Genomic DNA, 22380 nt, shown 5'->3' on the forward strand with positions numbered 1-22380 from the left:
CTCAGACCACTAGGCCGCGGATTCGGTTTCCAGCTCCGCGGTCACCGACAGCTCCGGGCCCTCCGCGGTGAGCAGCTCCTGGCACCGCCCGGCGTCGGCCACGTCGTCGGCCACCTGCTCCAAGATGGCCAGCCGCTCGGCGGTGTCGGTGACGGTGGCGGTGGTTACGGCAGTGGCCAGGCGCACTTTGGCGTCGCTCTTGATGCGGCGGATCTCCCGCAGGGCGTCGGCGGCCACCGCGGCGGCCTCGGGGTTCACGTCGCCCGCCGCGGCCCGCAGCTCGGCCCCGACAGGCCAAGGCGAGCGGTGGACTGAGCCCTGTTGCCACCACGACCACACCTCTTCGGTCACATAGGGCAGGAACGGGGCGAACAGCTTGAGGTAGGCAATAAGCGCCATCTCCAGGGTGGAGCGGGCCGACTCGCCGGCTGGCCCGCCCCGCCCGCCGTAGGCCCGATTCTTCACCAGCTCCAGGTAGTCGTCGGTGAACGACCAGAACGACGTCTCGGTGCTCTCCAGGGCTCGGGCGTAGTCGCCCCTGTCGAAGGCGGCAGTGGCGTCGTCGATCAGGTCGGCCAGGTGGGCGAGCAGGGCCCGGTCGAGGGTCTCGGTGGGCTGGGCGTCGGCGGCGGGCTCTTGGCCGAGCACGAACCGGCTGGCGTTGAGGATCTTCACTGCTAGGCGCCGGCCCACCTTCATCTGGCCTTCCTCGAAGGCGGTGTCGGTGCCGGGCCGCCCCGACGAGGCCCAGTAGCGCAGCGCGTCGGCGCCGAATTGCTCAAGGGTGCCCATGGGGGTGACCACGTTGCCCTTCGACTTGGACATCTTCTTGCGGTCGGGGTCGAGCACCCAGCCGGAGATGGCCGCGGTGGACCACGGCAGCCCGCCGTGCTCGAAGTGGGCCCGGGTCACGGTGGCGAACAGCCAGGTACGGATGATCTCGTGGGCCTGGGGTCGCAGGTCCATGGGGAAGGTGCGCGCGAACAGGTCGGGGTCGTCCTCCCAATAGCAGGCGATCTGGGGGCTCAGCGACGAGGTGGCCCAGGTGTCCATCACGTCCGGATCGGCGGCGAACCCGCCGGGCCTGTCTCGCTGGTCTTCGGCGTAGCCGGGGGGCGTGTCGGAGGAGGGATCGATCGGGAGGCTGGCCTCGTCGGCGGCGATGGGGTGGTCGTAATCGGGCTGGCCGTCGTCGTCCAGCGGGTACCAGATGGGGAAGGGCACGCCGAAGAAGCGCTGGCGGCTGATGAGCCAGTCGCCGTTCAGCCCGCCGACCCAGTTCTCGTAGCGGACCCGCATGTGCTCGGGCACCCAGTTGAGCTCCCGGCCCCTGTCGATGAGGGCGTCGCGCAGGTCCTGGTCGCGCCCGCCGTTGCGGATGTACCACTGGCGGGAGGTGACGATCTCGAGGGGGCGCTGGCCCTTCTCGAAGAACTTCACCGGGTGGGTGATTGGGCGGGGCTCCCCGATCAGCTCGCCCGACTCGGTGAGGAGCTCAACCGTTCGCTGCTGAGCGCCATGGATAGTGCGCCCGGCGATCTCGGCGTAGGGGGCGGGGTCGATGCCGGTGGGGGCGTCGGCCACGATGCGCCCGCCCCGGTCGACGATGGCCCGCACCGGCAGGTTCAGCTCCCGCCACCAGGTCACGTCGGTGGTGTCGCCGAAGGTGCAGATCATGGCCGCCCCGGTGCCCTTCTCGGGGTCGGCGAGGGTGTGGGCCACCATGGGCACCGCGGCTTTGAACAGCGGGGTGGTGATGGTCTGGCCGAACAGGGGCTGGTAGCGCTGGTCGTCGGGGTGGGCCACCACGGCCACGCAGGCGGCCAGCAGCTCGGGGCGGGTGGTGTCGATGGGCAGGTCGCCGCCGTCGGGCAGGTGGAAGGCCAGGCGGTGGTAGGCGCCCGGGCGTTCCCGGTCTTCCAGCTCGGCTTGGGCCACTGCGGTGCGGAAGGTGATGTCCCACAGGCTGGGGGCTTCGCTCTGGTAGGCCTCGCCCCGGGCCAGGTTGCGGAGGAAGGCCCGCTGAGAGGCCCGGCGGCTGCGCTCGTCGATGGTGGCGTAGGTGAGCGACCAGTCGATGCTCAGACCCAGGCGGCGCCACAGCTCCTCGAAGGCTTGCTCGTCGGTGGCGGTGAGCTGTACGCACAGCTCGACGAAGTTGCGCCGGGAGATGGGGAGCTGGTCTTTGCCGGGCTCGTCGGGGGGCTGGTAGGTGGGGTCGTAGGGGAGGGAGGGGTCGCAGCGAACGCCGAAGTAGTTCTGCACCCGGCGCTCGGTGGGCAGGCCGTTGTCGTCCCAGCCCATGGGGTAGTACACCTCTTTGCCCTGCATGCGCTGATAACGGGCGAGGGTGTCGCAGTGGGTGTAACTGAACATGTGGCCCACGTGGAGGCTGCCGCTGACCGTCGGCGGTGGAGTGTCAATGGAGTAGACCTGGTCGCGGGTAGCAGTGCGGTCGAAGCGGTACGTTCCGTCGGCTTCCCAGATTTCGTCCCACTTGGCTTCGAGGCCCTCGAGCGCGGGCTTCTCGGGGACGTTGCGGGGGGCCGTCATCGCTTGGTCATCGTACTGTTGTATTTGCAGCGGGTTGCAGTCGTTACGCGTGGGGGCTGTTGGCACCACCCTCTTTGTCTTGGGACTCACATGGCTATGTGAGGTGCTGGGCGATCAGCGCTGCGACCTTCGCGTTGTTGAGCACCAGCTCTTTGTTCGCTTCTAGGCTCTCGCCGTCGGTTGCATCGACGAGCCATTGCAGTAGGAATGGGGTGAGTTCTTTGCCGCTGATGCCCTCAGCATCGGCGTGAACGCACGCTTGGGCTATTGCCGCCTCTATGCGGTCGGTAGGGATTGCTGCGTGTTGTGGGATGGGGTTCGCGATCACGGCACCGCGGGCTGGGTCAAGGTTCCAGTGGGTGTGAAGGTAGTCGCCGATGGCTTCGGGACTATCCAACTGGAGGTTGACCTCATGGGGACTGTCGATGCTGTAGAAGGACGGGAGAATCGCCGTCTGGTAGCCGACGATCGGGACTCCAAGTGTTTCTAGGTATTCGGTGGTCTTGGCGATGTCGAGGATCGACTTGAAGCCTGCGGACACAACGGCCACGGGGGTGCGGGCGAGCTCTTCGAGGTCGCCGCTGATGTCGAAGCTGTACTGCGCGCCGCGGTGAACGCCGCCGATCCCGCCCGTGGCGAAGATCCTGATTCCGGCGAGAGCGGCGAGTTTCATCGTTACCGCGACGGTGGTACCGCCAGTTTGACCAAGGTAGAACGACGCGGCGAGATTCTGGTTGCCGATCTTGACGAGCTCCGGGTCGGGCTGGCCGAGCCGGTCAAGCTCCTCGTCAGTGAGTCCGATGCGGGCGACGCCGTCGACGACCGCGATCGTGGCTGGGGTTGCGCCGTTGGCGCGAACGGCTGCTTCCAGGTGACGGGCGGTCTCGACGTTGTCAGGTGCGGGCATTCCGTGGGTGATGATGGTGGACTCGAGAGCAACGATCGCTTCCTGGTTGGCTGCGGCGGCGGCGACCTCGTCGCTGAACACGATGTGGGGCGTGTGCTGTGAGTTCAACTCATCTCCTGGGGATTGCCGGCCTACTGGGCGCCGGGGGTGAGTTCGGTAGTGATGGCTGCGGCTTGCTCGGTGGCGAGCTCGATGAGTTCGTCGGGGCCGGTGAGGTTGCAGAATCCCCTAACGAGTGCTGCGGTGAACGCGTCACCAGCGCCGGTCGTGCTGAGCGCGTGAATCTGTGGTGCCGAGAGGAATCCGCCGCCGCCTTCCTGGTCGGCCCAGACGACACCGTCGGGTCCGAGCGTTAGGTAGACGGTGGCGACACCAGCGTCAAGGAGCCGCTGCGCAGCTATGCGAGCTGTCGCGGTGTTGTGAATGTCGATCCCGGTGAGCGCGGTCGCCTCGGCGCGGTTTGGCTTCAGCGTGTGGATGCGATCCAGATAGGGCCGAATCCGGGGTGCCTTGGCGACCGAGGTTGTGTCGACGAACACAGTAGGGGAGAGGCTGGTGATCTCATCGAGGGCCTCGTCGTTGAGGTTGCAGTCCACAACCACAACCCGGGCGTGGCGCAAGAGCTCCGCGCGCGCCGCGATGGCCTTGCGGTCCACGACTGCGGTGATGGCCATATCGTTGACGGCCATGAGGAGTTCGCCGTTCGCGTCAATGATGGACAGGTAGGTGGCCGTCGGGTGCTGGGAGGTCCACAGCACCGACGACAGATCAACGCCGCTTATTGATGTGCGGTTGTAGATGAGCTGGCCGTGGTCGTCCTCTCCGAGGGCGGTTACCAGGTGTGTTTGGAGTCCGGTCGCGGCGAGATTCGCGGCAATGTTGCGGCCGACGCCACCAGCCGAGATGGCGACGGCACCAGGGTTCGATTCGTGTGACAGTGGTGGTGTGGAGCATCGGCCCTCGATGTCGACGTTCGCTCCGCCAATGACGACAACATAGGGCTCGTCGGCCACGACATAGCCTCGCCCCCTTGCCTTGCCTTGAGCCGTGAGGTTGCTGATGTGGGTCGCGACCGATGAGCGGGTGATGCCGACACTGTAATGCGGGGCATAATTGGCCAGAGGCTGGGGGAGGATGTGGCGATGAGCATTCCGGTCGTAGACCTGAGTGGCCCACGCGAAGCGGTCGTACGCCAGATCGATGGCGCTCTACTCGTCACCGCGTGGCTCTCCCTGTTACCGAGCGGGCACGGCGCGAACACCGCTATGCGATTGCGTTCTTCCATCAGCCGAACTGGCACGCCGAGGTGACGCCATTCGAAACCTGCGTCAGTGCAACCAACCTGGCCAGGTATGGCACCGTGGAAGCCGGTCCGTGGCTTCAGGCAAAGTTCGATTCTGCGTACGGGGGTGGGCCCCTAGCTTGATGTTGCGGGGTTATGGGCGTACTGGTTGGGGTCTTGGCCTCTAATGAGGCGGATGTCTAGGCGGGGGTTGAAATCGCCGATGGTCTTGGTTTCCCCGCGCCAAATGTCCTCGCAGTGGGAGCTGGCGTAGTGGACGGCAATGGCCCGACGAAGGTCCTCGGTGCGGTTGTAGCCGGAGCCGTGGACCAGGAGGGGGTGGAAGAACAAGGTATCGCCGGGATCCATCTCCAAATGGACTCGCTGGTCGACGTCGATACCTTTGGCCCCGAAGAACAGGAAGTTCTTGTGCTCCCAGTCGGGGTATTCGTGCTCGAGGAGCTCGCCGGTGTGGGTGCCGGGCAACACCACCAAGCAACCGTTTTCCCGGGTGATGGTGTCGAGCGCCGTCCACACCCCGACGATGCGGTCGGCGGGGCGGAGGGGAAAGTAGAGCAGATCCTGGTGCATGGGGTGGCGGCCGTCGACATCGGTGGGCTTGTTCAGGTACATGCTGTTCAGGGCGATCAGGTCGTCGCCGATGAGCTCGGTCACCTGGTTGATGATGGGCTCGCAGTGCGCAAAGCGGGACAACACCGGGTCGCCGTTGACGAAGTTCACTTTGGCGATGCCGTGGGCGGGGGTGCGAGGGGTGACCAGACCTTTGGCAACCTCTACATTGCGGGCTACCTGCATGTTGGGAGCCTGGGCGACGGTGCCGTCGGCGATTTCGGCGAACCGCTGGTTGAGGGTGTCGATCATCTCTCCGGGCACCAGCTTGCGCCGAATGAGGTAGCCGTCCTGCCAGTAGTCGGCGTCCATTACCGGCCATGCTCCCACAATCCTGATTGAGGGACGACGAGGCGGGCCGCTGTAAGTTCAGTTTGTGGGCATGATCCGGACGCTGCGGTCGGTGGCGCGGTTTCGGCGTTTCGAGCCCAACCGGGCCAAGCGGCGGCTGAGCCGGGCCGCGTCTGTGGCCGACCTGCGGGAGCTGGCCCGGCGGCGGCTTCCTGCGGGGGTGTTCGACTACATCGACGGCGCGGCCGAGGACGAGCTGACCATGCAGCGCAACGCCGCCGCGTTCGACCAGTGGGAGTTCGTCCCTCGGGTGCTGCGCGACGTGTCGGCGCTGGATACCTCAGTGGAGTTGCTGGGCCGGCGCCATCCGGCGCCATTCGCCCTTGCCCCCACCGGGTTCACCCGCATCGTCTGCCCCGACGGAGAACTGGCCGTGGCTCGGGCCGCGGCCCGCAAGGGAATCGCCTATTCGCTGTCCACGCTGAGCACCCGCTCCATCGAAGAGATCAGAGAAGTGAGCGACGGCCCGCTGTGGTTTCAGCTCTATTTCTGGCGGGACCGGGGTCTGGTGGCCGAGTGGCTCCAGCGGGCCGCCGAGTGCGACTACGAGGCCTTGCTGGTGGCGGTAGACACACCGGTGTTCGGCCGCCGGGAGCGGGACGTGCGCCGGGGCTTCACCCTGCCGCCTACCCTGGGCCCCGACACCGTACTGGACGGCTTGCGCCGACCGGGCTGGACGTGGTCGCTACTGCGATCTGATCCCATCACCTTCGCCAACCTGACCGGGGTGCAAGGCTACGACGGCGGCTCAGCGCTGGGCCTGGCTGAGTTCGCCCACAACCAGTTCAACCAGGCACTGTCATGGGACGACCTCGATTGGCTCCGAGAGCGCTGGACCGGAAAGCTCGTGTTGAAGGGCGTTCAATCAGTGCCCGATGCCCAGCTAGCCGCCGAGCAGGGTGTGGACGGAATCATCCTCTCCAACCACGGCGGCCGCCAGCTCGACGGCGCACCCCCCATTCTGGAGCTAGTCCCACAGGTGGCCGACGCCGTAGGCGGCGATCTCGACATCATCTGCGACGGCGGCGTCCGCCGGGGCAGCCACATCGCCATGGCCCTCGCCCTAGGTGCCGATGCCGTGATGTTCGGCCGCCCCTACCTCTACGCCCTAGCCGCCGCCGGCGAACCCGGCGTCGACCACCTAATCGACCAATTCACCGAAGACCTCCACCGCACCCTCGCCCTAATCGGCGTCCCCAAAGCCACCGACCTAACCCCCGCCTCCGTCCGCCCGCGGCAGTGAGAGTTGGCACCGGGTCCGCCGTGCTTCAGGGCGCATGGGGTTGGTCAGGCGGTGGGGCCTTCGGTCCATAGGCGCCAGGCCAGGATGGCGGCGGTGCCGGCCACCAGGCCGGGGGCCCATCGCACTCGGGCGGTGCGGCCTTCGCGGACTAGCGCGGCCGCCGCGATGGGCCACTCGGCCAGTGCCCCGGCGCACAGGGCCCACCAGGCCCAGGGGATGCCCCACCACCCGGCCAGCAGGCTGTTGACGATGATGAGCCGCACGTCGCCGTAGCCGATCTTCTCGGGCCATTTGCGGTAGGCCAATTCGAGCAGCAGGGCCACCGACGCGGCGGCGGCTGCGGCCAGCCCCAGCCGGAGGGGGTCGCCAGTGGCCGCGGCGGCACCGGCCAGCAGTGCGGCGATGGCGCCGCCAGCGGTCCAGCAGGCCCGGCGGGGGATGATGGCCTCGCGCAGGTCGGTGACCGAGACGTAGACCCCCATCACGGCCCACACCCCCACCGCGGCCCACACCAGACCTCCTTCAAGCACCGCGCATCCTGACAGAGCCTGGGGATCCAGGCTCAAGGGTTGGGCTAGGTGTCGTCATTTAGGATCGTGCCCGTTACCTGGGTCTTCCAGTAGTCCGGTTTGAGTTCCCTGGTGATGGGATCGATGGGCATCCCGTAAGTCGAAATATCGCTGGGATCGTCGCACTGAATTTCGATATCGGCACTTGGCTCTTTCGGGTTGGCCAGCGCGGGGGGATTGGGGGCATTGGGAGCGCACAGGTCGGGGGGAGCCAGCAGCTCCAACTCGATTTCAAGAGTCTCATCGAGCTCGACCGCATCGTCGCCTGTGATGAGGATTGAGATGGTCCCGGAGTGCTCACCTTCGGGAATCGTCACTGAGCCTGAGGCAGATTCGTGGTCGTCGTCCTCTGCTGTTCCGTCTGTTGTTTTTTCGTAGTTGATATCCACATTTTGGGTACTGGGAGCGCTGAACTTGATTTCGAACTCGAGTTCGTTGGTATCGCCGGGATCGCCTTCCGGTACTGGTGGCGCGTCGTTGATGGAGATCAGGAGGCGGGGGGGAATCGCCACTACCTCGGCGGCTTGGCCGTAGAAGCTCACCGTGGGGAACAAGCCGCGCAAGGGCGCCACCGCCCCATCGGTCTCGCACTTGAGTCTCACCCCGATCACCCCTACCCCTGAGGCCCTGCCGGGGATTTCGGGTTTGAAGCGCTCTAGCCATTCCTCGTCCACGAATTTACCATCGCTGTCCAGCGCAGCTGGGCGGACGCCGCCGATGCACAAGAAATCGAGGTTGGGTCGGGCCGACAGCACTTGGCTGACCACCTCCTCCCGTTTGCGTTCGGAGGCGTCCGATGGGCCATCCTCACAGCACACCGCTGCGGCCACCGCGGCTTCACCCGCCGCCAGGTCGGCCACCAGAACGGCCCGCCCGCCTCGCCCGGCCCACAGAACGAACACAACCAGCAACATGAGAAGGGGTGCCAGAATCACCAACTCCAGCGGCGCGGCTGCGCCCCTCTCGTTGGCCTCGGGGCGACTGCTGCCGTCCTTCTCGCCCCTCGGCTGCTGCTGACCGCGTTCGCGGTGCCTGTCTGTCGGCATCTCAATCAGAGAAGACGGTTCGCGGGGAATCGGAAGGAGGAGGGGGTGAGAGATCTTCGGATTCGCAGTGGTCTGGGGTCCAGGGGAGCCGCTTTTGGTTCAGCCTCGCTACTGTTTCGGTTCCCAGGCGCACCCCGTTGGGCCAGGCTTGGGCTGCGGCCCAGCCCCCGTTCTCCCAGTCGGCGGCCAGTGCCACGTACACGGCGTTCCTCGTCTCCAAATCGTCGGAGATGAGGCAAGAATCAAGGCGATCAACCAGCGAGTCGCCATAGTGCCTGTGCTCGTCGGGCAGGGGAGAGCTACTACGCGGAACCAGCGAGTCGCTGTAGAAGCCCTCCCAAGAGTTGGTGTCGATGCCCAGGTACCCGAGGTCGCGGTGCAAGTACCCCTCAGAATCGGCATCGTTGCCCAAGAGCAGTTTGCAGACCTCTTGCAGCTTTGTGTCTTGGGGACCATCAAATCGACAGTCGGGGAGAAACCCCTCGATCTTCCCCTCTGGGATGTTTCTCCCGTCTCGAAGCGTGACGGCCAAAGTGGCCAGATCATCGGCCGCCTCTTCCAGCGACGACTCCGCGGCCATGCGCTGCGGTCCGGCCATGGCGACGACCGCGGCGAAGGCCGCCACCGGTACCATCAGCACGACCCAGAGGCTTATCGCGCCGCCGGATTGGTCGAGGCGGCGAGGGGCCGGTGTCTTGGCGCCTCTCGCCCTGAGTACGCGTGTGATAGTCGGAACGCTTTTCAATAGCATTCGGGTCGGAGCTTTTATGAGCATGTCGGTTCACCCTTTTGCCGGCGCTCTTGTGCCGGTGGGACGAGGGTGATTTGGAGATGAGCGGGTTTGCCCCCAGCCGCCGAGACGACAGCGGCGAGACGCTGGCGTTCTTGGTGTTGTGGCCGGTGCTGTTGGTGGCCATTCTGGTGCTGCTGGTACACACGTTCATCGTGGTCAACGCCCAGGCCGAGGCGGAGGTGGCGGCGTCGGCGGGGTTGCGGGCCGCGTGGCGTTCTGCGGCCGCCTCCGATCTTCGCGCCCAACCGGAGGATGTGGCGGCGATGGCGGACGAGGCCAAAGACGCCGCGGCGAGCGTGGCTGGCCGGGGAGAGGGATGGAGGTGGTGGACACCGGGTGCGACCGAGGTGAAGAGCGATTGGTGCCATGCGCCGTTGTCGGAGGGGCTGCCGCAGGAGGGCGAGGCGGGATGGGTGCAGGTCAAAGTCGAGGGAGAGGTGTTCGGGCCGATGGCCGCTTTGTGGCCCGGCCGGCTCGATCGGGTGTACGCGGTGGCCTCCGGTCCGGCGGTGTTGGACCAGCAGATCGAAGCGGACAGCGGCTATGTACTGCCGGCTCAAAACCAATTGGCGGTGTGCTGACCGAGCCTCAAACTTCGGCCTTGGCCTCCGGGTTAGCGTCGGGTCAACTTGCATGTCGGGTCAACTTGCATATTGCGGGTTCCACCGTCGGTCCAGGTTCTGGCGGGGTCCACTTAGGCGTGCCCTCGATGACACTGCTATTGCGGGTCGTGGCGATGTTCGCGCAGCGATCGGAGAATGCGCTGTCGAGAGCCGGGTATCCCGACGGGTTGTCCCGCATGGCCTGAGTTGCTTCAGCGGCCAGCTTGGCGGCGGTGATCTCGGCGTCGACGATGAGGGTGTCGGGATCGGCGGGGAGGTCGGTGGCGGTGTCGAGCACCTGCTGTACCGTCAGAACTGAGACTGCGGCCAGGCCCGCGATGGCGGACACGATCAGCATCCACTCCAAAGTCACCAGACCGCGTTCGCCGCGGGCGGACACCGGCATCGGATGGCTCCGGCCTGCTTGTCTAGAGCCCGGTGACACCGCTGCCGGTCAGGGTGGTGAACGGGGGGTACACCAGGATGCCGGCGAGGGCGAGGGCGACTCCGGTGGCGGGCAAAACGATGATCTGGGCGCGGCGGCTGGCAGCCTCGCGCTGCTGCGAGATGGTGTCGTCCCAGAGCGACTGGGCGGCGTCGACCACCGCCTCAGAAAGGCGCGTGCCGCGATCAGCGGCCAGGCCCAGAGACGAGACGATCGGCGCCAGGTTGTGGAGGCCGTAGCGCTGCACGATGTCGTCGAGTCCCTGCCAGACGGGGCGGCGATCGTGCTGGGCGGCCAGCAAGAAGCGGTGCAGCAGCCCCCAGCGGGGGTGCCGGCTCACCTGGGCGCTGGCCAGCATCGCGGCTGACGGGTTGGCCCCGGCCGATACCTGCTGGGCGACGAGCACGATCCACACCCGGATCACCTGGTCGAGTTCTGCTCGGGCCCTCTTGGCGGTGTCGCGGGCGCCGAACAGGGGAAGGTACCAGCCGACCGCCGCGACCAAAAGCGTGACCACCGCGGTGCCGACCGGGCCGCGTCCCAGCAGCAGGCTGAGGATCAGCCCCACTGGCGCGCCGACCACCAGTCCGGCGAAGCGCTGCACCGCGTAGGCTTCTGGCGTGATGCCCGCGAGGCGCAGGTTTTGCTGATCGCTCTCTTTGACGGCGGGCAGCAGGCCGATGAGGGATTCGGCGAAGTCGGATCGCCGCTCGGTGCGGGGCCGGGGGCGTCGGAAAGCCGCGGCCAGCAACCCCAATCCGAGGGCGAACGCCACTCCGGCGGCCGCGGCGACGGTCATATCGGCTCGTTTGCCCGGCTGCGCCGCTTGGGTGGGACCAGGATGGAGGGGTTTTCGCGCACCGTCGAGTGGTACACCAAAAATGCGGTCGATCCCAGAAGCACCAGCGATATCAGCACGAACACCATCTGGCCGGTCCCGGTGCTGTACGGATCGAAATAGCCGGGGTTGTTGGCGTACATGAGCGACACGATGCCGGTGGCCAGGGCCAGCAGGGCGATGGTCTGGGCCCATAGCTGAACCACGCCCTCATTCTTGGCCCGATGCAATTCGACGGTGTCGTTGATGCGCTCGCACAGGTCGAAGAGCGGGTCGGCGGTCGCGCCGCCAACGGTGGAGGCCATACGCAGCCCGGCGGCAATCTCCGGTTCCCAGACATCGCCAGAAGCGGCCAACTCGTCCATGGCGGCGTCAAAGCCGTGAAGCTGGGCGGTGGTCGCCACTTTCTCGACGACAGGGGCCAGCTCGCGGGGAGCGTGCTCTACGCTGCCGGCCAGCGAGTCGACGAGGGTGGCGCCGGAGCGGGCCAGCTCGGCGATCTGGCGCGACCACAGCGCCCAGGCCAAGGCGACCCTCATCTGGCGCCGCCGTCGGCGGGGTGCGGCCATGAACGCCGGCAGCAGTGCGCCCATCCCGCCGATGAGTAAGGCCATGCCCAGCAGTTCCGTCGCCCACCAGCCCACCAGCGCGCCCGCCACGGCGCAAGAAGCCTGGGTGATCTCGACTGCGCCCAAGCGCCGCCTCGCCTCGGCCCCCTCGGCCTCGACGCGCTCGGCCTTGCCCCGCTTGTGTTTGGACTTCTCGGCCTCTTTGGCCCATTTGCGGCTCAAGGGGCCGGAGAAGCCGATGCCCAGCAGGCCGATGGCGACAAGAGCCCCCGCGGCCGCCGCCGAGAGCGGGGGAAGCGAGATGCCCAGGAGAGGCTCAGTCGCCATGGGGCCAGTCCGACAGGTCGAGCCCGGCTTCTTCGACCCGGTCGATGACATCGGAATTCCGGGGTCGGCCCAGAAGCGACATCGGTTCGCCGCGGTGGCGGTGGCCGAAGATGTCGTGCATCTCGAAGCGGTTGCCGTCGGTGCCGATGATCTCAGAGATGGTGTTCACCCCTCGAAAACCCGTGCGGGGATCGCCCCGCAGATGGACCACGAGATGGATCACCTCGGCGGCCTCCTGGATGAGCGACGACTGCATCTCGCCGGCCCCGGCGGATATGCAGTAGCGAACGAGGCGGCTGAGCGCCTGAGAGGGCGTGGAGGCGTGGATGGTGGCCATCGAGCCGTCGGAGCCCGTGCCGCACGCCGACAGGAAGGTGGCCGCCTCCGGTCCCCGCAATTCGCCCACGATCACCCGGTCGGCGCCGGACCGCAGCGAGCGCCTGGCCAATTCCTCCATGGCGATCTCGCCGGCGCCCTCGTTGTTGGCCTCACGGGTCTCGGCCGCGAACGTGAGCGGGTGCGACTGCTCCAAGAACAGCTCGAAGGTCTGCTCGAGCGTGCAGACCACCTCTGAGGGGCCTATCTCGGCCAAAAGGGCCCGCAGCAGCGTGGTTTTGCCCGAGCCCAGCGCGCCGCACACCAAGATGTTCGACGGGGAGGGGGGCCTGACCGCGGCCCGCAGGAAATCGGCCGCCTGCGGCGAGATCGATCCCGACGCCACCATGTCCTCCAGCCGGATGGATATCTGGCGGTGGCATCGGATGGTCAGATAGGGCGTGCCGCACACCTCCATGGCGGCGAACACGCGCTCGCCGGTGCGAAGGCGCAGGTCGAGCAGGGGCGCCGACTGGTCGAAGCGCCGCCCGGTCTGGCCGTGGGTGGTGGCCAGATGGGCGATGTAGCGGATCATCTCCTCTTCGTCTTTGAACACCGGCTCCAAGACATGCTCTTGTTTCCCGCCCACCAATCCGAGCACCGCTCGGTGGGGGCCGAACACGTAGATGTCCTCCACGTCGTCGCGGCGCAAGAAGCGCTCCATCGGGCCAACCCCCAACAGCGCGGCCACCTGATCCCACAGCCACTCCAGGTCGGCATCGGTGAGGCGGCGACCGGTGGTGTTCAGCTCGCGGGCCTCGTGGGCGCTCACCAGGTTCTTGGCCATCTCTTGGCACAGCGCCGACGCGTCTTGGTTCTCCGCGACGGCAGCCAGCCTCGAGTTCTGCACCTGCGGCTTGATGGCATCCCAGATCTCTTCCCGCAACAGCACCGCTACGCCCCCATGGTCAGGCAGAGCTCGAAGACCTGGTCGAACTCCCGCGTCGATGCCCGGTCTCGGCGGCGTCTCGACATTTGCAGCAGCTTCTTGTCGTCGATCTCCGGCAGGTGCCCGGCCACTGGCAGCTTCGCGATGCCCTCGATCTCATCGTCTTCGAGCACGGTCGGTCCCACGATGACCACGAAGGCCCGCTGCGGCGCGGTTCCGCTGTGGGAGTCGTCGAGCAGTCCGCGGCGCTCGCACCACAGTTGCAGCGCCTCGGCATCCTCGCGGGTACGCGCCGGGGCGAGGAGCACGAGTCGGGGCATCACTTTCAGCAGCGGCAGCAGATCGTCTTCGTCGTCGGGCAGCGAGCACGAAATGACGATGGAGCGCTCCCGGTCGATCGCCATGAGCTCGCTGGCCCGTTGCGAGAGCCAGCGAACGGCGTATTTGGCGCCGTCAGGATGGTCGGGAGCGAACAGCACCCACCGCAAACCCGCTGCGCCGTCGAGGCTGTAGCAATGGTCGGCCATCAATTTGAGGGTGAGGGGTTCGCGGGCGGCGATGAGTGAGGGAAGGCCGCGCTCTGCGGGGAGGTACTCCGATTGCATCGCCGAGCCCAGACGCCGGGCCAATGCCCCGCCGGCGGTGCCGGCATCGATCAAGATCGTCTGCCTGCCCGTAGCGCCCCACCGCCGGGCCATCAAGAGCCCGACCAAACCGGCATCGAGGCCGGCGCCTGGGGCGGACACGATCCCTAGCATCAGACTACTCCGCCCCTTCCGAGGCGGATAGCTCGCCGACTGCGCTCCGCCACTGGTCATGCCATCTCCCGTTGAGGCGCTCAATCTCGGCGTCGACGTCAGCGCCCTCTGGTATGGGCAGGACTATGGGCGCAGCGCCCAGCTCGTCGGGGAGTCGCACCCAATAAAACCACTCAAGCCATTCATCCAGAGGCACGAGCAGCCGCGTGGCCGCGCCGTCGAAGTTCTCCAGTTCGATTGTTTGCAGCACTCTGCGGGGCCGCCCCACATCGTCGCCTTCGGGCGGCTGGCCGGGGTCGACCATCAGCACGGTGTCGCCTTCAGAGACCTCTGTGGCGGTCAGGCTGGTGTCGAGCGGGACAGTCACCTCCAGTTCGGCGGACAGGGCCAGTTCACCGGATCCGGGCTCCGGTTCCGTCGAAAGCAAGGCAGCCGCGGCACGAGCCACCCTTGCCTCCCACTCCGACCGCCAAACGCCGTTGAGGAGTTGGGCGAATTCCTCGGGGTCGCTTCCGCTGGGAACGAGCATGATCTGCGGGGCGGCGCCGATGACCTCGGGCAGCTGCCTCCACGCGGACATTTCCTCCAATTCTTCTTTCTGGGGTTTGAAGAACATGGTCATGGTCCCGGCCTCGTAGTTGCTCAGCTCCATGTGGGTTATCGCCTTCTGGGGCCGCTGGCCGGGGCCGCTAGCCGCGGACTCGAGGCCCAGGATGGGCGCTGTCCCGCCGGCTGTGGACCCACCCGGGTCAACCACGAGCACGGTGTCGCCGTTGTCAGCCGGAGAGGTGAGCAGGCTGGTATCGAATTGCACGGTCAACTCCAGCTCGCCTCTGGCGGCCGCTGATTCACGCGGAGACTCGAGGGCGCCGGAGTCGGAATCCGCGGCCACTTCTTCGGCGGGCTCGGGTTGCGATTGCGCCGCGAGGAGGGCGGCGGCCGCGGCTCGCGTCTCCCACTCCGATTGCCAGGCCGCGTTGATGAGCTGGGCGAACTCCTCGGGGTCGGCCCCGAGGGGCACGAGCATGATCTGGGGGGCTGCGCCGATGGCCTCGGGCAGCAGCTTCCACGCCGACCGCTCTCCCAGTTCTTCGGGTGAGAAGAACATGGTTATGGATCCGTCGTGGTAGTTGCTCAGCACCAGTGTGTCGATCGCCTCGTGGGGCCGTCCGGGGTCTTCGGCTGTGGACTCGACGCCCGGGGCGACGATGAGCACGGTGTCGCCGTTGAAGGCCGGGGAGGTGAGGAGGCTGGTGTCGAACAGCACGGTCAGCTCCAGGTCGCCGGGGCCCGGCAGCGTCGGCGGGATGAACATGTCGCCCAAGATGACGGTGCCCGCCGGGATGGACTGTGAGGCGGTGAATCCGTCGAACGCCAACTGCGCATCCGGGGTGTAGGGAATGTGGGGGATCGATCCCATGACCGCAAGGTCTGATGTGAGCAGGTCGGCGCTGATGGGATCGCCCTTTTGGATGTCGACGGCGGCCACCAGCACCGGCGTGCGCTTGTCGAAGGCATCGGACACGAAGTAAAAGCCGGCAACGCTCGCGGCCAGAACGAACACACCCAGGATGATCAGGAGTATCCGCCGGGTCGACACCGGCATTTGCGGTCGTGCCTTCTTCCCGGTTGCCGCCTCAGGCTGGGCCTCTGCGGCCGCATCCTCCGGCAAATGGAAAGGATCGCTATTCGTCAAATTCCCGCCTGGTCACAGCAGACTGGTGGACGCCTAGACAACCGGAACGTACAGCCCGGTGAAAATGCCTCTCCAGTCCACGCCTTGGGGCAGTTTGGTGGTCCAGTGCCAGCACCGCACGGAACGGTCGTCTCCGATGGCGCACGAATGCCTCGCCCCGGCGGCGACGGCGGTGTATTCGCCGGGGGGTACGTCTATCTGGCCATCCCAGTTCAGGCCCCAGCAGGCGGCGGTGCCGTCGACTCTGATGGCACACGAATGCCAGAGGCCGGCGGCGATAGCGGTGTATTCGCCGTCGGGCGGGGTGGCCGGGCCGTCGTTGTTACGGCCCCAGCAGGCGATGGCGCCGTCGGCTCTGAGGGCGCACGAATGCCTCGCCCCGGCGGCGACGGCGGTGTACTGGCCGGGGGGCGGGGTCGCCTGACTGTGGTCGTTGCGGCCCCAGCAGGCGATAGTGCCGTCGACTCTGATGGCGCACGAATGCCCATCGCCGACGCCGATGGCGGTGTATTCGCCGGGGGGCGGGGTCGCCTGGCCGTAGTCGTTGCGGCCCCAGCAGGCGATAGTGCGGTCAGTTCTGAGAGCGCACAACTGCCCCCCGTACTCCCCGCCAGAGGCGATGGCGGTGTATTGGCCGTCGGGCGGGTCTAACTGACCTTCGAAGCCGCGGCCCCAGCAGGCGATGGCGCCGTCAGCTCTGATGGCGCACGAATGCCGGAAACCGGCAGCGATGGCGGTGTGCGGGCCATCGGGCGCATCTCCCTGGCCGTCGCCGTTGTGGCCCCAGCAGGCGATGGCGCCGTCAGCTCCTATGGCGCACGAATGCCGAGTTCCGGCGGCGATGGCGGTTTGCGGGCCATGAGGAGCGTCCGCCTGTCGCCAGTCGTGGAAGCCCCAGCAGGCCATGGTGCCGTCAGCTCTGATGGCGCACGAATGCCCCCCGGCGGCGGCGATGGCGGTGTGCGGGCCGTCGGGCGCCTGAGTCTGGCCGTTCTCGCCGCGGCCCCAGCAGGCGACGGTGCCGTCGACTCCGAGGGCGCACAAATGCCCCGTGGAGGAGGTGATGGCGGTGTACCGGCCGGCGGGCGCATTCAGCTGCCCGCGGGTGTTGCGGCCCCAGCAGGCGATGGTGCCGTCGGCCCTGATGGCGCACGAATGCTCCCTGCCCAGAGCGATGGCGGTGTAGCGGCCGCCGGGAGCGTCCCTCACGCCATCGCTCTCGCTGCCCCAGCAGGCGATGGTGCCGTCGGCCCTGATGGCGCACGAATGCACCCCACCGCCAGCGACCACGGTGTACCGGCCGGCGGGCGGTTCTGCCTGGCCGTCACTGTTGGGGCCCCAGCAGGCGATGGTGCTGTCAACCCTGATGGCGCACGTATGCTCCCCGCCGGAGGCGACGGCGGTGTACTGGCCGTCGGGCACCTCCAACTGGCCTTGGCGGTTGTCGCCCCAGCAGGCGATTGACTTGTCGTCAGCTCTTATGGCGCACACATGCCGGGTGCCGGCCGCGACAGCGGTGTACTGGCCAGCGGGCGCATCTATCTGGCCCCGGTCGTTGCGGCCCCAGCAGACCACGGTGTCACCAATTCCGATAGCGCATGTGTGCAACAGCCCGGCGGCGACGGCGGTGTATTGGCCGGGACAGCCCCCGGGAACGACGTGGGTGTCGATGACGAACCGGCAGCGGTAGGTGTTGAGGAGGGCTTCCTGGTCGGCGATGAGCCGGTCGCGCTGCTTGAGCTCTTGGGAGGTGGGAGCGCCCTCGAAGTCGCCGGGCGGCGAGGCCGTGGGGCCCGGCTCATCGCCGTCGCAGCCGCCGGGAACAACGCCGGTGTCGATGCCGAACCGGCAGCGGTACACGTTCAACAGCGATTCCTGGGCGTAAATCAACCCGTCACGTTCAATGATGTGCTCACTGGTAACCCCGCTCTCAGCCGCCGGCTGCGCCCCAACCGCCGCCACCCCCAACACCGGAACCACCAAACACCCCACCACCAAAACAACCGCCAAACGACGAACACTCCACACAAACGCAGACGAAAAACAACTAGCCCAAGCCATTGTCAACTTCCAACTGTGCACGTTGGGGCACGTCCGGTGTTTTTGTCAAGGAATTTCGCTTTCCTTGAGGCTGCTTTTTTGGCTTCAGTGTCACCCGACCCTGTTGAATTTAATCCATCTTTCCATGCAAAACTGATACCTGGAACGTTGTTGTAGGTAATACCAAGGCGATTGCAGAGCCGTTCGTACTTGAGATTCACTTGACTGAGGGCGTTGGCCATTGCTTCGTCAGTATCAGCTGTAAGAGCTTCTGCTGCGGTATAGGCTTGTTGTTCGACGTCGGCGGCGGCGACCCTGGCGGCGGTTTCGCGGGCGCTGGAACTGCTGATCTGTTCGGCGGTGCTGTCTACAACGTTTTGGACTAAGACGACGGCCAAGGCGGCGAGGCCAGCGACGGCGGCGACTATGAGCAGCCACTCCAAAGTGGTAAGGCCGCTCTCATCGTCACGCCGGAACATGCGGCAGTGGGGGGGGGGGGGGGGCTTGCATTGAGTAATTTATATTGGCACCTGTCGCCTTATTGCAAATGCAAATGTGGGGAAGCCTGCTATTCGCCGCGGCCAGCAACAGCCGCCGAACGCCTCAACAACAACATTAGGGGGGATTATCTAAATAATAACTTGCACAAGGACGATGTTCTTATTTCTATAATCTTATTAGCTCAATTTTTACATTAAAAATCATACATCTAACTAGGCAAACTACAGGCTCGTGATAAGGCGTTCAGCAACCGCTCAACCTCCCGCTCCGGTCTGCTTTTGGCGGCTGTGGGCGAAGGGGTCAGGCTGCCTCGGCGGTGGCGTCGTCGGGTGGCGGGGTCGGCCGAATCTCCAGGTGCCCCTCGATACGGGCCAGGCGCTCTCGGACCTCCCCGATGCTGGCAGCCGTCTCCAAGTGGTACTTCTCGATCAAATCCCGATTCCTGTCAATCAACTCCCGGTTCTCGTCGCTCTTCTTCTCGATCAAGTCCCGGTTCTCCTTGCTCGTCTTGTCGATGAGGTCGCGGGTCTTCGTGTTGTCGACGTGCTGCTGGCGCATCAGCCCAGCCACGACCACCAGCAAAGTGGCGAAAATTGGGATCAAATCGACCAACATGATCACCTCAACCTCCTTGCGACCACCTTACACCCCGCCCTCCGGCCATACAACTAAAATATATTTCAATATACTTCCGTCCTAAGTCGACCCCGAATTGAGACGTGGTTTGTCGGTCTGCCTGGAAGCTGGGGCTGGCCGCGGCTGGACGGCTGCTGCCAGAGCCGATGTTGCCGTTTATATCGGATGGTGGCGAAGCCGTCGGCCTTTGAGCAGAGCGTCGACCACCTCATCGACCAATTCACAGAGGACTTAACGCGCACCCTCGCCCTCATCGGCGTCCCCAAAACCACCGACCTAACCCCCGCCTCCGTCCGCCCGCGAGGGCGACTCTCGTCGATCAGGGGGTAGCAGCAGGAGGCATGAATGTGAACATGACGTCGATGTTTGCCTTCCAGTTTCGTCCCTCCCGCAGGATCAGTCCTGCGCTGGCCAGTCGGTTGAGATCCCGACTCAGAGTTCGGGGGCCGGCTTTGGCATAGAGAGCTGCTAGCGCCGGTGTGAGGACTGCCAGATCCTCTCGGGATATGGCCTCGTCGTACGGCATGGCCAAGACCAGGGCACGTTGACGATTGCTGGCTTGGCTGGTGGGGAATCGGTCCATTGCCTCATTCACGTAATTGGTCCAAGAGACGTTCAGTTGCTGTGCCCGTACGAAGCCGATTTGCTCCCTTAGCCCGTCTACGAGTCCCTGAGCAGCGTACGCGAGGAAGCCGTGCGTTGAGCTTGTCTTGCTGGCGGCTTCCAGTTCCCGGTAGTACTGGTCGCGGGTGAGGTTGTAGTGGTTGGACAGTAGGTGTGCGGCCAGCAGAGGCAGTTGTCCTGACCGGGCCAACAGCATGAATTCCAGCAACCGGGCGGTGCGCCCATTGCCGTCTCCAAACGGATGTATCCAGGCGATGTAGAGGTGGGCGTAGATCGCTTGGATGACGGTGAGTGCGAAGGCGGTGTCAGGATCATCGGAGCGGAACATGTCACTCTCCAACCACTCGGCCAATCGGCGGGTTAGGTATGGACAATCCTGGGCTGGTGCCCCGCGGTAGTGGCCCGCCATAACTGAGTGGTCCCGAAATTCACCTGGTACAGCGTCAGGCGCGTACTCGGTGGTATTGAGAACCTGGAAGTTGTAGTCGCAGATGAGCTCGGCGGTAACAGGTGCGAGTGATCCGCTCGTTGCCTGCGTATCGATCTTGGTGAGGGCATCTAGCACGCTGCGCACTTCTCGTTCTTGGTATTCCCGCGATGGGGGTGCGGTGTACTCACCGCGGTAGATGCCAGCGACCTGCTCCTCGTTGAGAGTGTTGCCCTCGATCGCTGTAGTGGCTAGGGCACCCTTGATCAGCGCGACCTCATTGAGGTGCTCGACAACACCGGGCTTTAGCGGAGTGCTGGTGATCTGCTCGCAAATCGCCCTAGCCTCACCCAGGAGCATCCATGTTCGTGGTGGCAGATCATTGACGTCTGAGGCGCTGAACGTGATCCATGGATGGGACTCGGTGTAGGCCTCCATCATCTGAACCGTACTAACGGACCCCTATTTTGTCCATATAATTGTCCAGAACTTTGTCCATGCCCCCGTCCGCTAGCGAGCCGATTCCTCGGCCACCCGAACCTATTCCTAGCGTCGGTATAGTCACTTCATGGTTCAAGGTGATCCCATGCCGCCTCAGAGGCAACTGTTACGCAGGTCGTCCGCCGCTTGGGCGCAGGTCATTCGGCTGGTGGACGAGACGTTGAGTGCTGCTCAGGATACGGATGAGGCCGAGCACGCTCAATTGGTGGCGGCGGCTAGTCTGGTGACGGCGCTGCTGAACTGCGACGACAGGGATTCTGTCGGGCGCGCGCTGATCCATGTGATCGAGGACGCGTTGGCGACGGTGGCCAACCCGACGTTTGACGAGAAGTTGGAAACGGCGCTTGGCTTTTGGGGGATCGTCAACAAGGAAGTCTCAGAATGGTGATGATCTGCTGACCGAGCGGTAGTCGCATCTCAGGTTCGTGCTGCGCCGTTCCGAGAAAACGGTGGCCGGGTACCGGCGGCCGTCAGCAGCGCCGGTCCGCTCGGCCCTTAAGCGAGATCCCCTTGCCAGAGTCGGTGGGCGAATTCGGTGGTCGGCAAGATGTCGATGCCGTCGTCGGTGCGGCGGGGGCGGGGTTCGAGGCATACGACGGTTTTGCGGGCGTCGGGGTGCTCCTCGGCCAGGGTGCGGAGGCCTTTGAGGTGTTTGCTGGTGATTCTGGCGGTCGCCTTTGCCTCGATGGCCAGCCGCATGTCTCCGATTATGAAGTCGACTTCGATTTTGCTGGGGAGCCGCCAGTAGGCCAGTCGCTCGTCGAGGTCGCGATAGGAGACGAAGGCGGACAGCTCGTGGAAGACCCAGTTCTCGAATGCCTTGCCGTAGCTGTCGGAGCCGCGTTCGAGCTCGCCCCGGCGCGCTAGGCGGTTCACCACGCCCACGTCGCCGAAGTAGAGCTTTGGCGCTCCGGCGAGGCGGCGCTTCGCCCGCCGCTGCCAGCGCGGCAGCCTGTGGGCGAGCAGCGTGTCGGTGAGGATGTCGAAATATGACTTGACGGTGGGGCCAGATACGCCGCACTCGCGGGCGATGTTCGAGTAGTTGACGGGGTCGCCGTCGCTCAGCGCAGCCGCGTCTAAGAAGTCGGAGAAGGCGGGCAGGTTCCGCACCAGGCCCTCGGCGGCCACCTCCTCTCTCAAGTAGTCGGCGATGTAGGCATCGAGGAGTTGCCGGGGCCGGGCCGACTCGTAGATTCGGGGCAGGTAGCCGTGGTTGAGGGCGCGGTCGAGGTCGAACCCGTCGCCGATCTCCCCGGCGGTCAGGCCCCGCATCTCATAGCGGATGGCGCGTCCGCCGAGAAGGTTCGCCGCGCCCCGGCGAACCTTCCTTGCGCTCGACCCGCAGAGAGCGAAGCGCAGCCCGCGGTTCTCGATCAACCAATGCACCTCATCGAGCAGGGCGGGCACCTTCTGGACCTCGTCGATGACGACTTGTCGGGAGGGGTCCGGTCCCGATGCCTCGAGCTCCTGGCGCAGCAGTTCGGGACGCGTCGCATAGCGGCGGAACTCGTCCGCCTTCAGCAGATCAACCCACACGCCATCGGGATAGAGCTGTTTGAGCAGGGTGCTCTTCCCCGCCTGCCGCGGCCCCCACAAGAAGAAGGTCTCCGTCCCAGGCGCCGGCAGCACTAACAACCGATCAAACATAAACTTTAGAATATCATGATATCCTAAAGCCTGACTTCCTCCTTCACCCTGATTCCGTTCTTCGGATTCGCCATATTCGTCATCGTACAGCTGGGTGCCGGCCAAAAATAGTCTGGTCTAGTCTGACCAAC

At 65.6% G+C, this 22380-nt stretch carries 21 protein-coding genes; 3 read left to right on the top strand and 18 right to left on the bottom strand.

Features of this window, described 5'->3' with window-relative positions:
* Nucleotides 1-9: 9 nt before the first annotated feature.
* From valS to ACOGI7_RS03290, 4 genes are all read right to left on the bottom strand, one after another.
* Nucleotides 10-2553, bottom strand: a complete 2544-nt coding sequence (valS, locus tag ACOGI7_RS03275) for a valine--tRNA ligase (protein ID WP_419850492.1) — start codon at nt 2551-2553, stop codon at nt 10-12.
* 94 nt (nt 2554-2647) lie between these two features.
* Nucleotides 2648-3541 (bottom strand): pseudouridine-5'-phosphate glycosidase, encoded by an 894-nt coding sequence (locus ACOGI7_RS03280; RefSeq protein WP_419850493.1) that lies wholly within the window; start codon nt 3539-3541, stop codon nt 2648-2650.
* A 50-nt stretch (nt 3542-3591) separates the two neighbouring features.
* A complete protein-coding gene (locus ACOGI7_RS03285) occupies nt 3592-4473 on the bottom strand; it encodes a carbohydrate kinase family protein (RefSeq protein ID WP_419850494.1) in 882 nt (293 codons plus the stop codon).
* A 404-nt stretch (nt 4474-4877) separates the two neighbouring features.
* Entirely contained in the window at nt 4878-5684 is an 807-nt protein-coding gene (locus ACOGI7_RS03290) for a phytanoyl-CoA dioxygenase family protein (RefSeq protein WP_419850495.1), read from the bottom strand.
* 70 nt (nt 5685-5754) lie between these two features.
* On the opposite strand from ACOGI7_RS03290, the gene ACOGI7_RS03295 reads away from it, so the two are divergent.
* Complete coding sequence (locus tag ACOGI7_RS03295; RefSeq protein ID WP_419851449.1) at nt 5755-6966, top strand: alpha-hydroxy acid oxidase; 1212 nt, start codon at nt 5755-5757, stop codon at nt 6964-6966.
* Nucleotides 6967-7010: 44 nt separating this feature from the next.
* Here ACOGI7_RS03295 and ACOGI7_RS03300 read toward each other — a convergent pair whose 3' ends face one another.
* Genes ACOGI7_RS03300 through ACOGI7_RS03310 form a run of 3 tightly spaced genes read right to left on the bottom strand, consistent with a single transcriptional unit; the run spans nt 7011 to nt 9221 of the window.
* On the bottom strand, nt 7011-7496 hold the full coding sequence (locus tag ACOGI7_RS03300) for a prepilin peptidase (RefSeq protein WP_419850496.1): 486 nt from the start codon (nt 7494-7496) through the stop codon (nt 7011-7013).
* Nucleotides 7497-7540: 44 nt separating this feature from the next.
* Complete coding sequence (locus tag ACOGI7_RS03305; protein WP_419850497.1) at nt 7541-8581, bottom strand: hypothetical protein; 1041 nt, start codon at nt 8579-8581, stop codon at nt 7541-7543.
* 1 nt (nt 8582) lies between these two features.
* Nucleotides 8583-9221: a hypothetical protein gene (locus tag ACOGI7_RS03310; RefSeq protein WP_419850498.1), complete on the bottom strand. Its 639-nt coding sequence runs from the start codon at nt 9219-9221 to the stop codon at nt 8583-8585.
* A gap of 191 nt (nt 9222-9412) precedes the next feature.
* Here ACOGI7_RS03310 and ACOGI7_RS03315 point away from each other — a divergent pair, with 191 nt between their 5' ends.
* Complete coding sequence (locus ACOGI7_RS03315; RefSeq protein ID WP_419850499.1) at nt 9413-9955, top strand: hypothetical protein; 543 nt, start codon at nt 9413-9415, stop codon at nt 9953-9955.
* Nucleotides 9956-9998: 43 nt separating this feature from the next.
* Here the strand turns inward: ACOGI7_RS03315 and ACOGI7_RS03320 are convergent, their stop codons facing one another.
* The 10 genes from ACOGI7_RS03320 to ACOGI7_RS03365 all read right to left on the bottom strand — a co-directional run bounded on the left by ACOGI7_RS03320 (nt 9999) and on the right by ACOGI7_RS03365 (nt 20542).
* Nucleotides 9999-10382: a hypothetical protein gene (locus tag ACOGI7_RS03320; protein ID WP_419850500.1), complete on the bottom strand. Its 384-nt coding sequence runs from the start codon at nt 10380-10382 to the stop codon at nt 9999-10001.
* A gap of 22 nt (nt 10383-10404) precedes the next feature.
* The gene (locus ACOGI7_RS03325; RefSeq protein WP_419850501.1) at nt 10405-11220 is read right to left on the bottom strand and encodes a type II secretion system F family protein; all 816 of its coding nucleotides are present in this window, start codon (nt 11218-11220) and stop codon (nt 10405-10407) included.
* Nucleotides 11217-12155, bottom strand: a complete 939-nt coding sequence (locus tag ACOGI7_RS03330) for a type II secretion system F family protein (RefSeq protein ID WP_419850502.1) — start codon at nt 12153-12155, stop codon at nt 11217-11219. Before ACOGI7_RS03330 ends, ACOGI7_RS03325 begins: the two co-directional genes overlap by 4 nt.
* A complete protein-coding gene (locus tag ACOGI7_RS03335) occupies nt 12145-13422 on the bottom strand; it encodes a CpaF family protein (protein WP_419850503.1) in 1278 nt (425 codons plus the stop codon). Before ACOGI7_RS03335 ends, ACOGI7_RS03330 begins: the two co-directional genes overlap by 11 nt.
* 2 nt (nt 13423-13424) lie before the next feature.
* Nucleotides 13425-14165, bottom strand: coding sequence for a hypothetical protein (locus ACOGI7_RS03340; protein WP_419850504.1), 741 nt, complete (start codon nt 14163-14165; stop codon nt 13425-13427).
* Between the two features lie 16 nt (nt 14166-14181).
* Complete coding sequence (locus tag ACOGI7_RS03345; RefSeq protein WP_419850505.1) at nt 14182-15783, bottom strand: SAF domain-containing protein; 1602 nt, start codon at nt 15781-15783, stop codon at nt 14182-14184.
* A gap of 123 nt (nt 15784-15906) precedes the next feature.
* Nucleotides 15907-17883: an RCC1 domain-containing protein gene (locus tag ACOGI7_RS03350; RefSeq protein ID WP_419850506.1), complete on the bottom strand. Its 1977-nt coding sequence runs from the start codon at nt 17881-17883 to the stop codon at nt 15907-15909.
* Between the two features lie 53 nt (nt 17884-17936).
* Entirely contained in the window at nt 17937-18392 is a 456-nt protein-coding gene (locus ACOGI7_RS03355; protein WP_419850507.1) for a hypothetical protein, read from the bottom strand.
* 322 nt (nt 18393-18714) lie between these two features.
* Nucleotides 18715-19035 (bottom strand): hypothetical protein, encoded by a 321-nt coding sequence (locus ACOGI7_RS03360; RefSeq protein ID WP_419850508.1) that lies wholly within the window; start codon nt 19033-19035, stop codon nt 18715-18717.
* Between the two features lie 334 nt (nt 19036-19369).
* The gene (locus tag ACOGI7_RS03365) at nt 19370-20542 is read right to left on the bottom strand and encodes a Fic family protein (RefSeq protein WP_419850509.1); all 1173 of its coding nucleotides are present in this window, start codon (nt 20540-20542) and stop codon (nt 19370-19372) included.
* 127 nt (nt 20543-20669) lie between these two features.
* Here ACOGI7_RS03365 and ACOGI7_RS03370 point away from each other — a divergent pair, with 127 nt between their 5' ends.
* Entirely contained in the window at nt 20670-20990 is a 321-nt protein-coding gene (locus tag ACOGI7_RS03370; RefSeq protein ID WP_419850510.1) for a hypothetical protein, read from the top strand.
* A 107-nt stretch (nt 20991-21097) separates the two neighbouring features.
* Here ACOGI7_RS03370 and ACOGI7_RS03375 read toward each other — a convergent pair whose 3' ends face one another.
* Nucleotides 21098-22249 (bottom strand): ATP-binding protein, encoded by a 1152-nt coding sequence (locus tag ACOGI7_RS03375; protein WP_419850511.1) that lies wholly within the window; start codon nt 22247-22249, stop codon nt 21098-21100.
* Nucleotides 22250-22380 lie beyond the last annotated feature (131 nt).

The sequence above is a fragment of the Candidatus Poriferisocius sp. genome (assembly GCF_965204145.1).
In the GTDB taxonomy this organism is placed as follows: domain Bacteria; phylum Actinomycetota; class Acidimicrobiia; order Acidimicrobiales; family Bin134; genus Poriferisocius.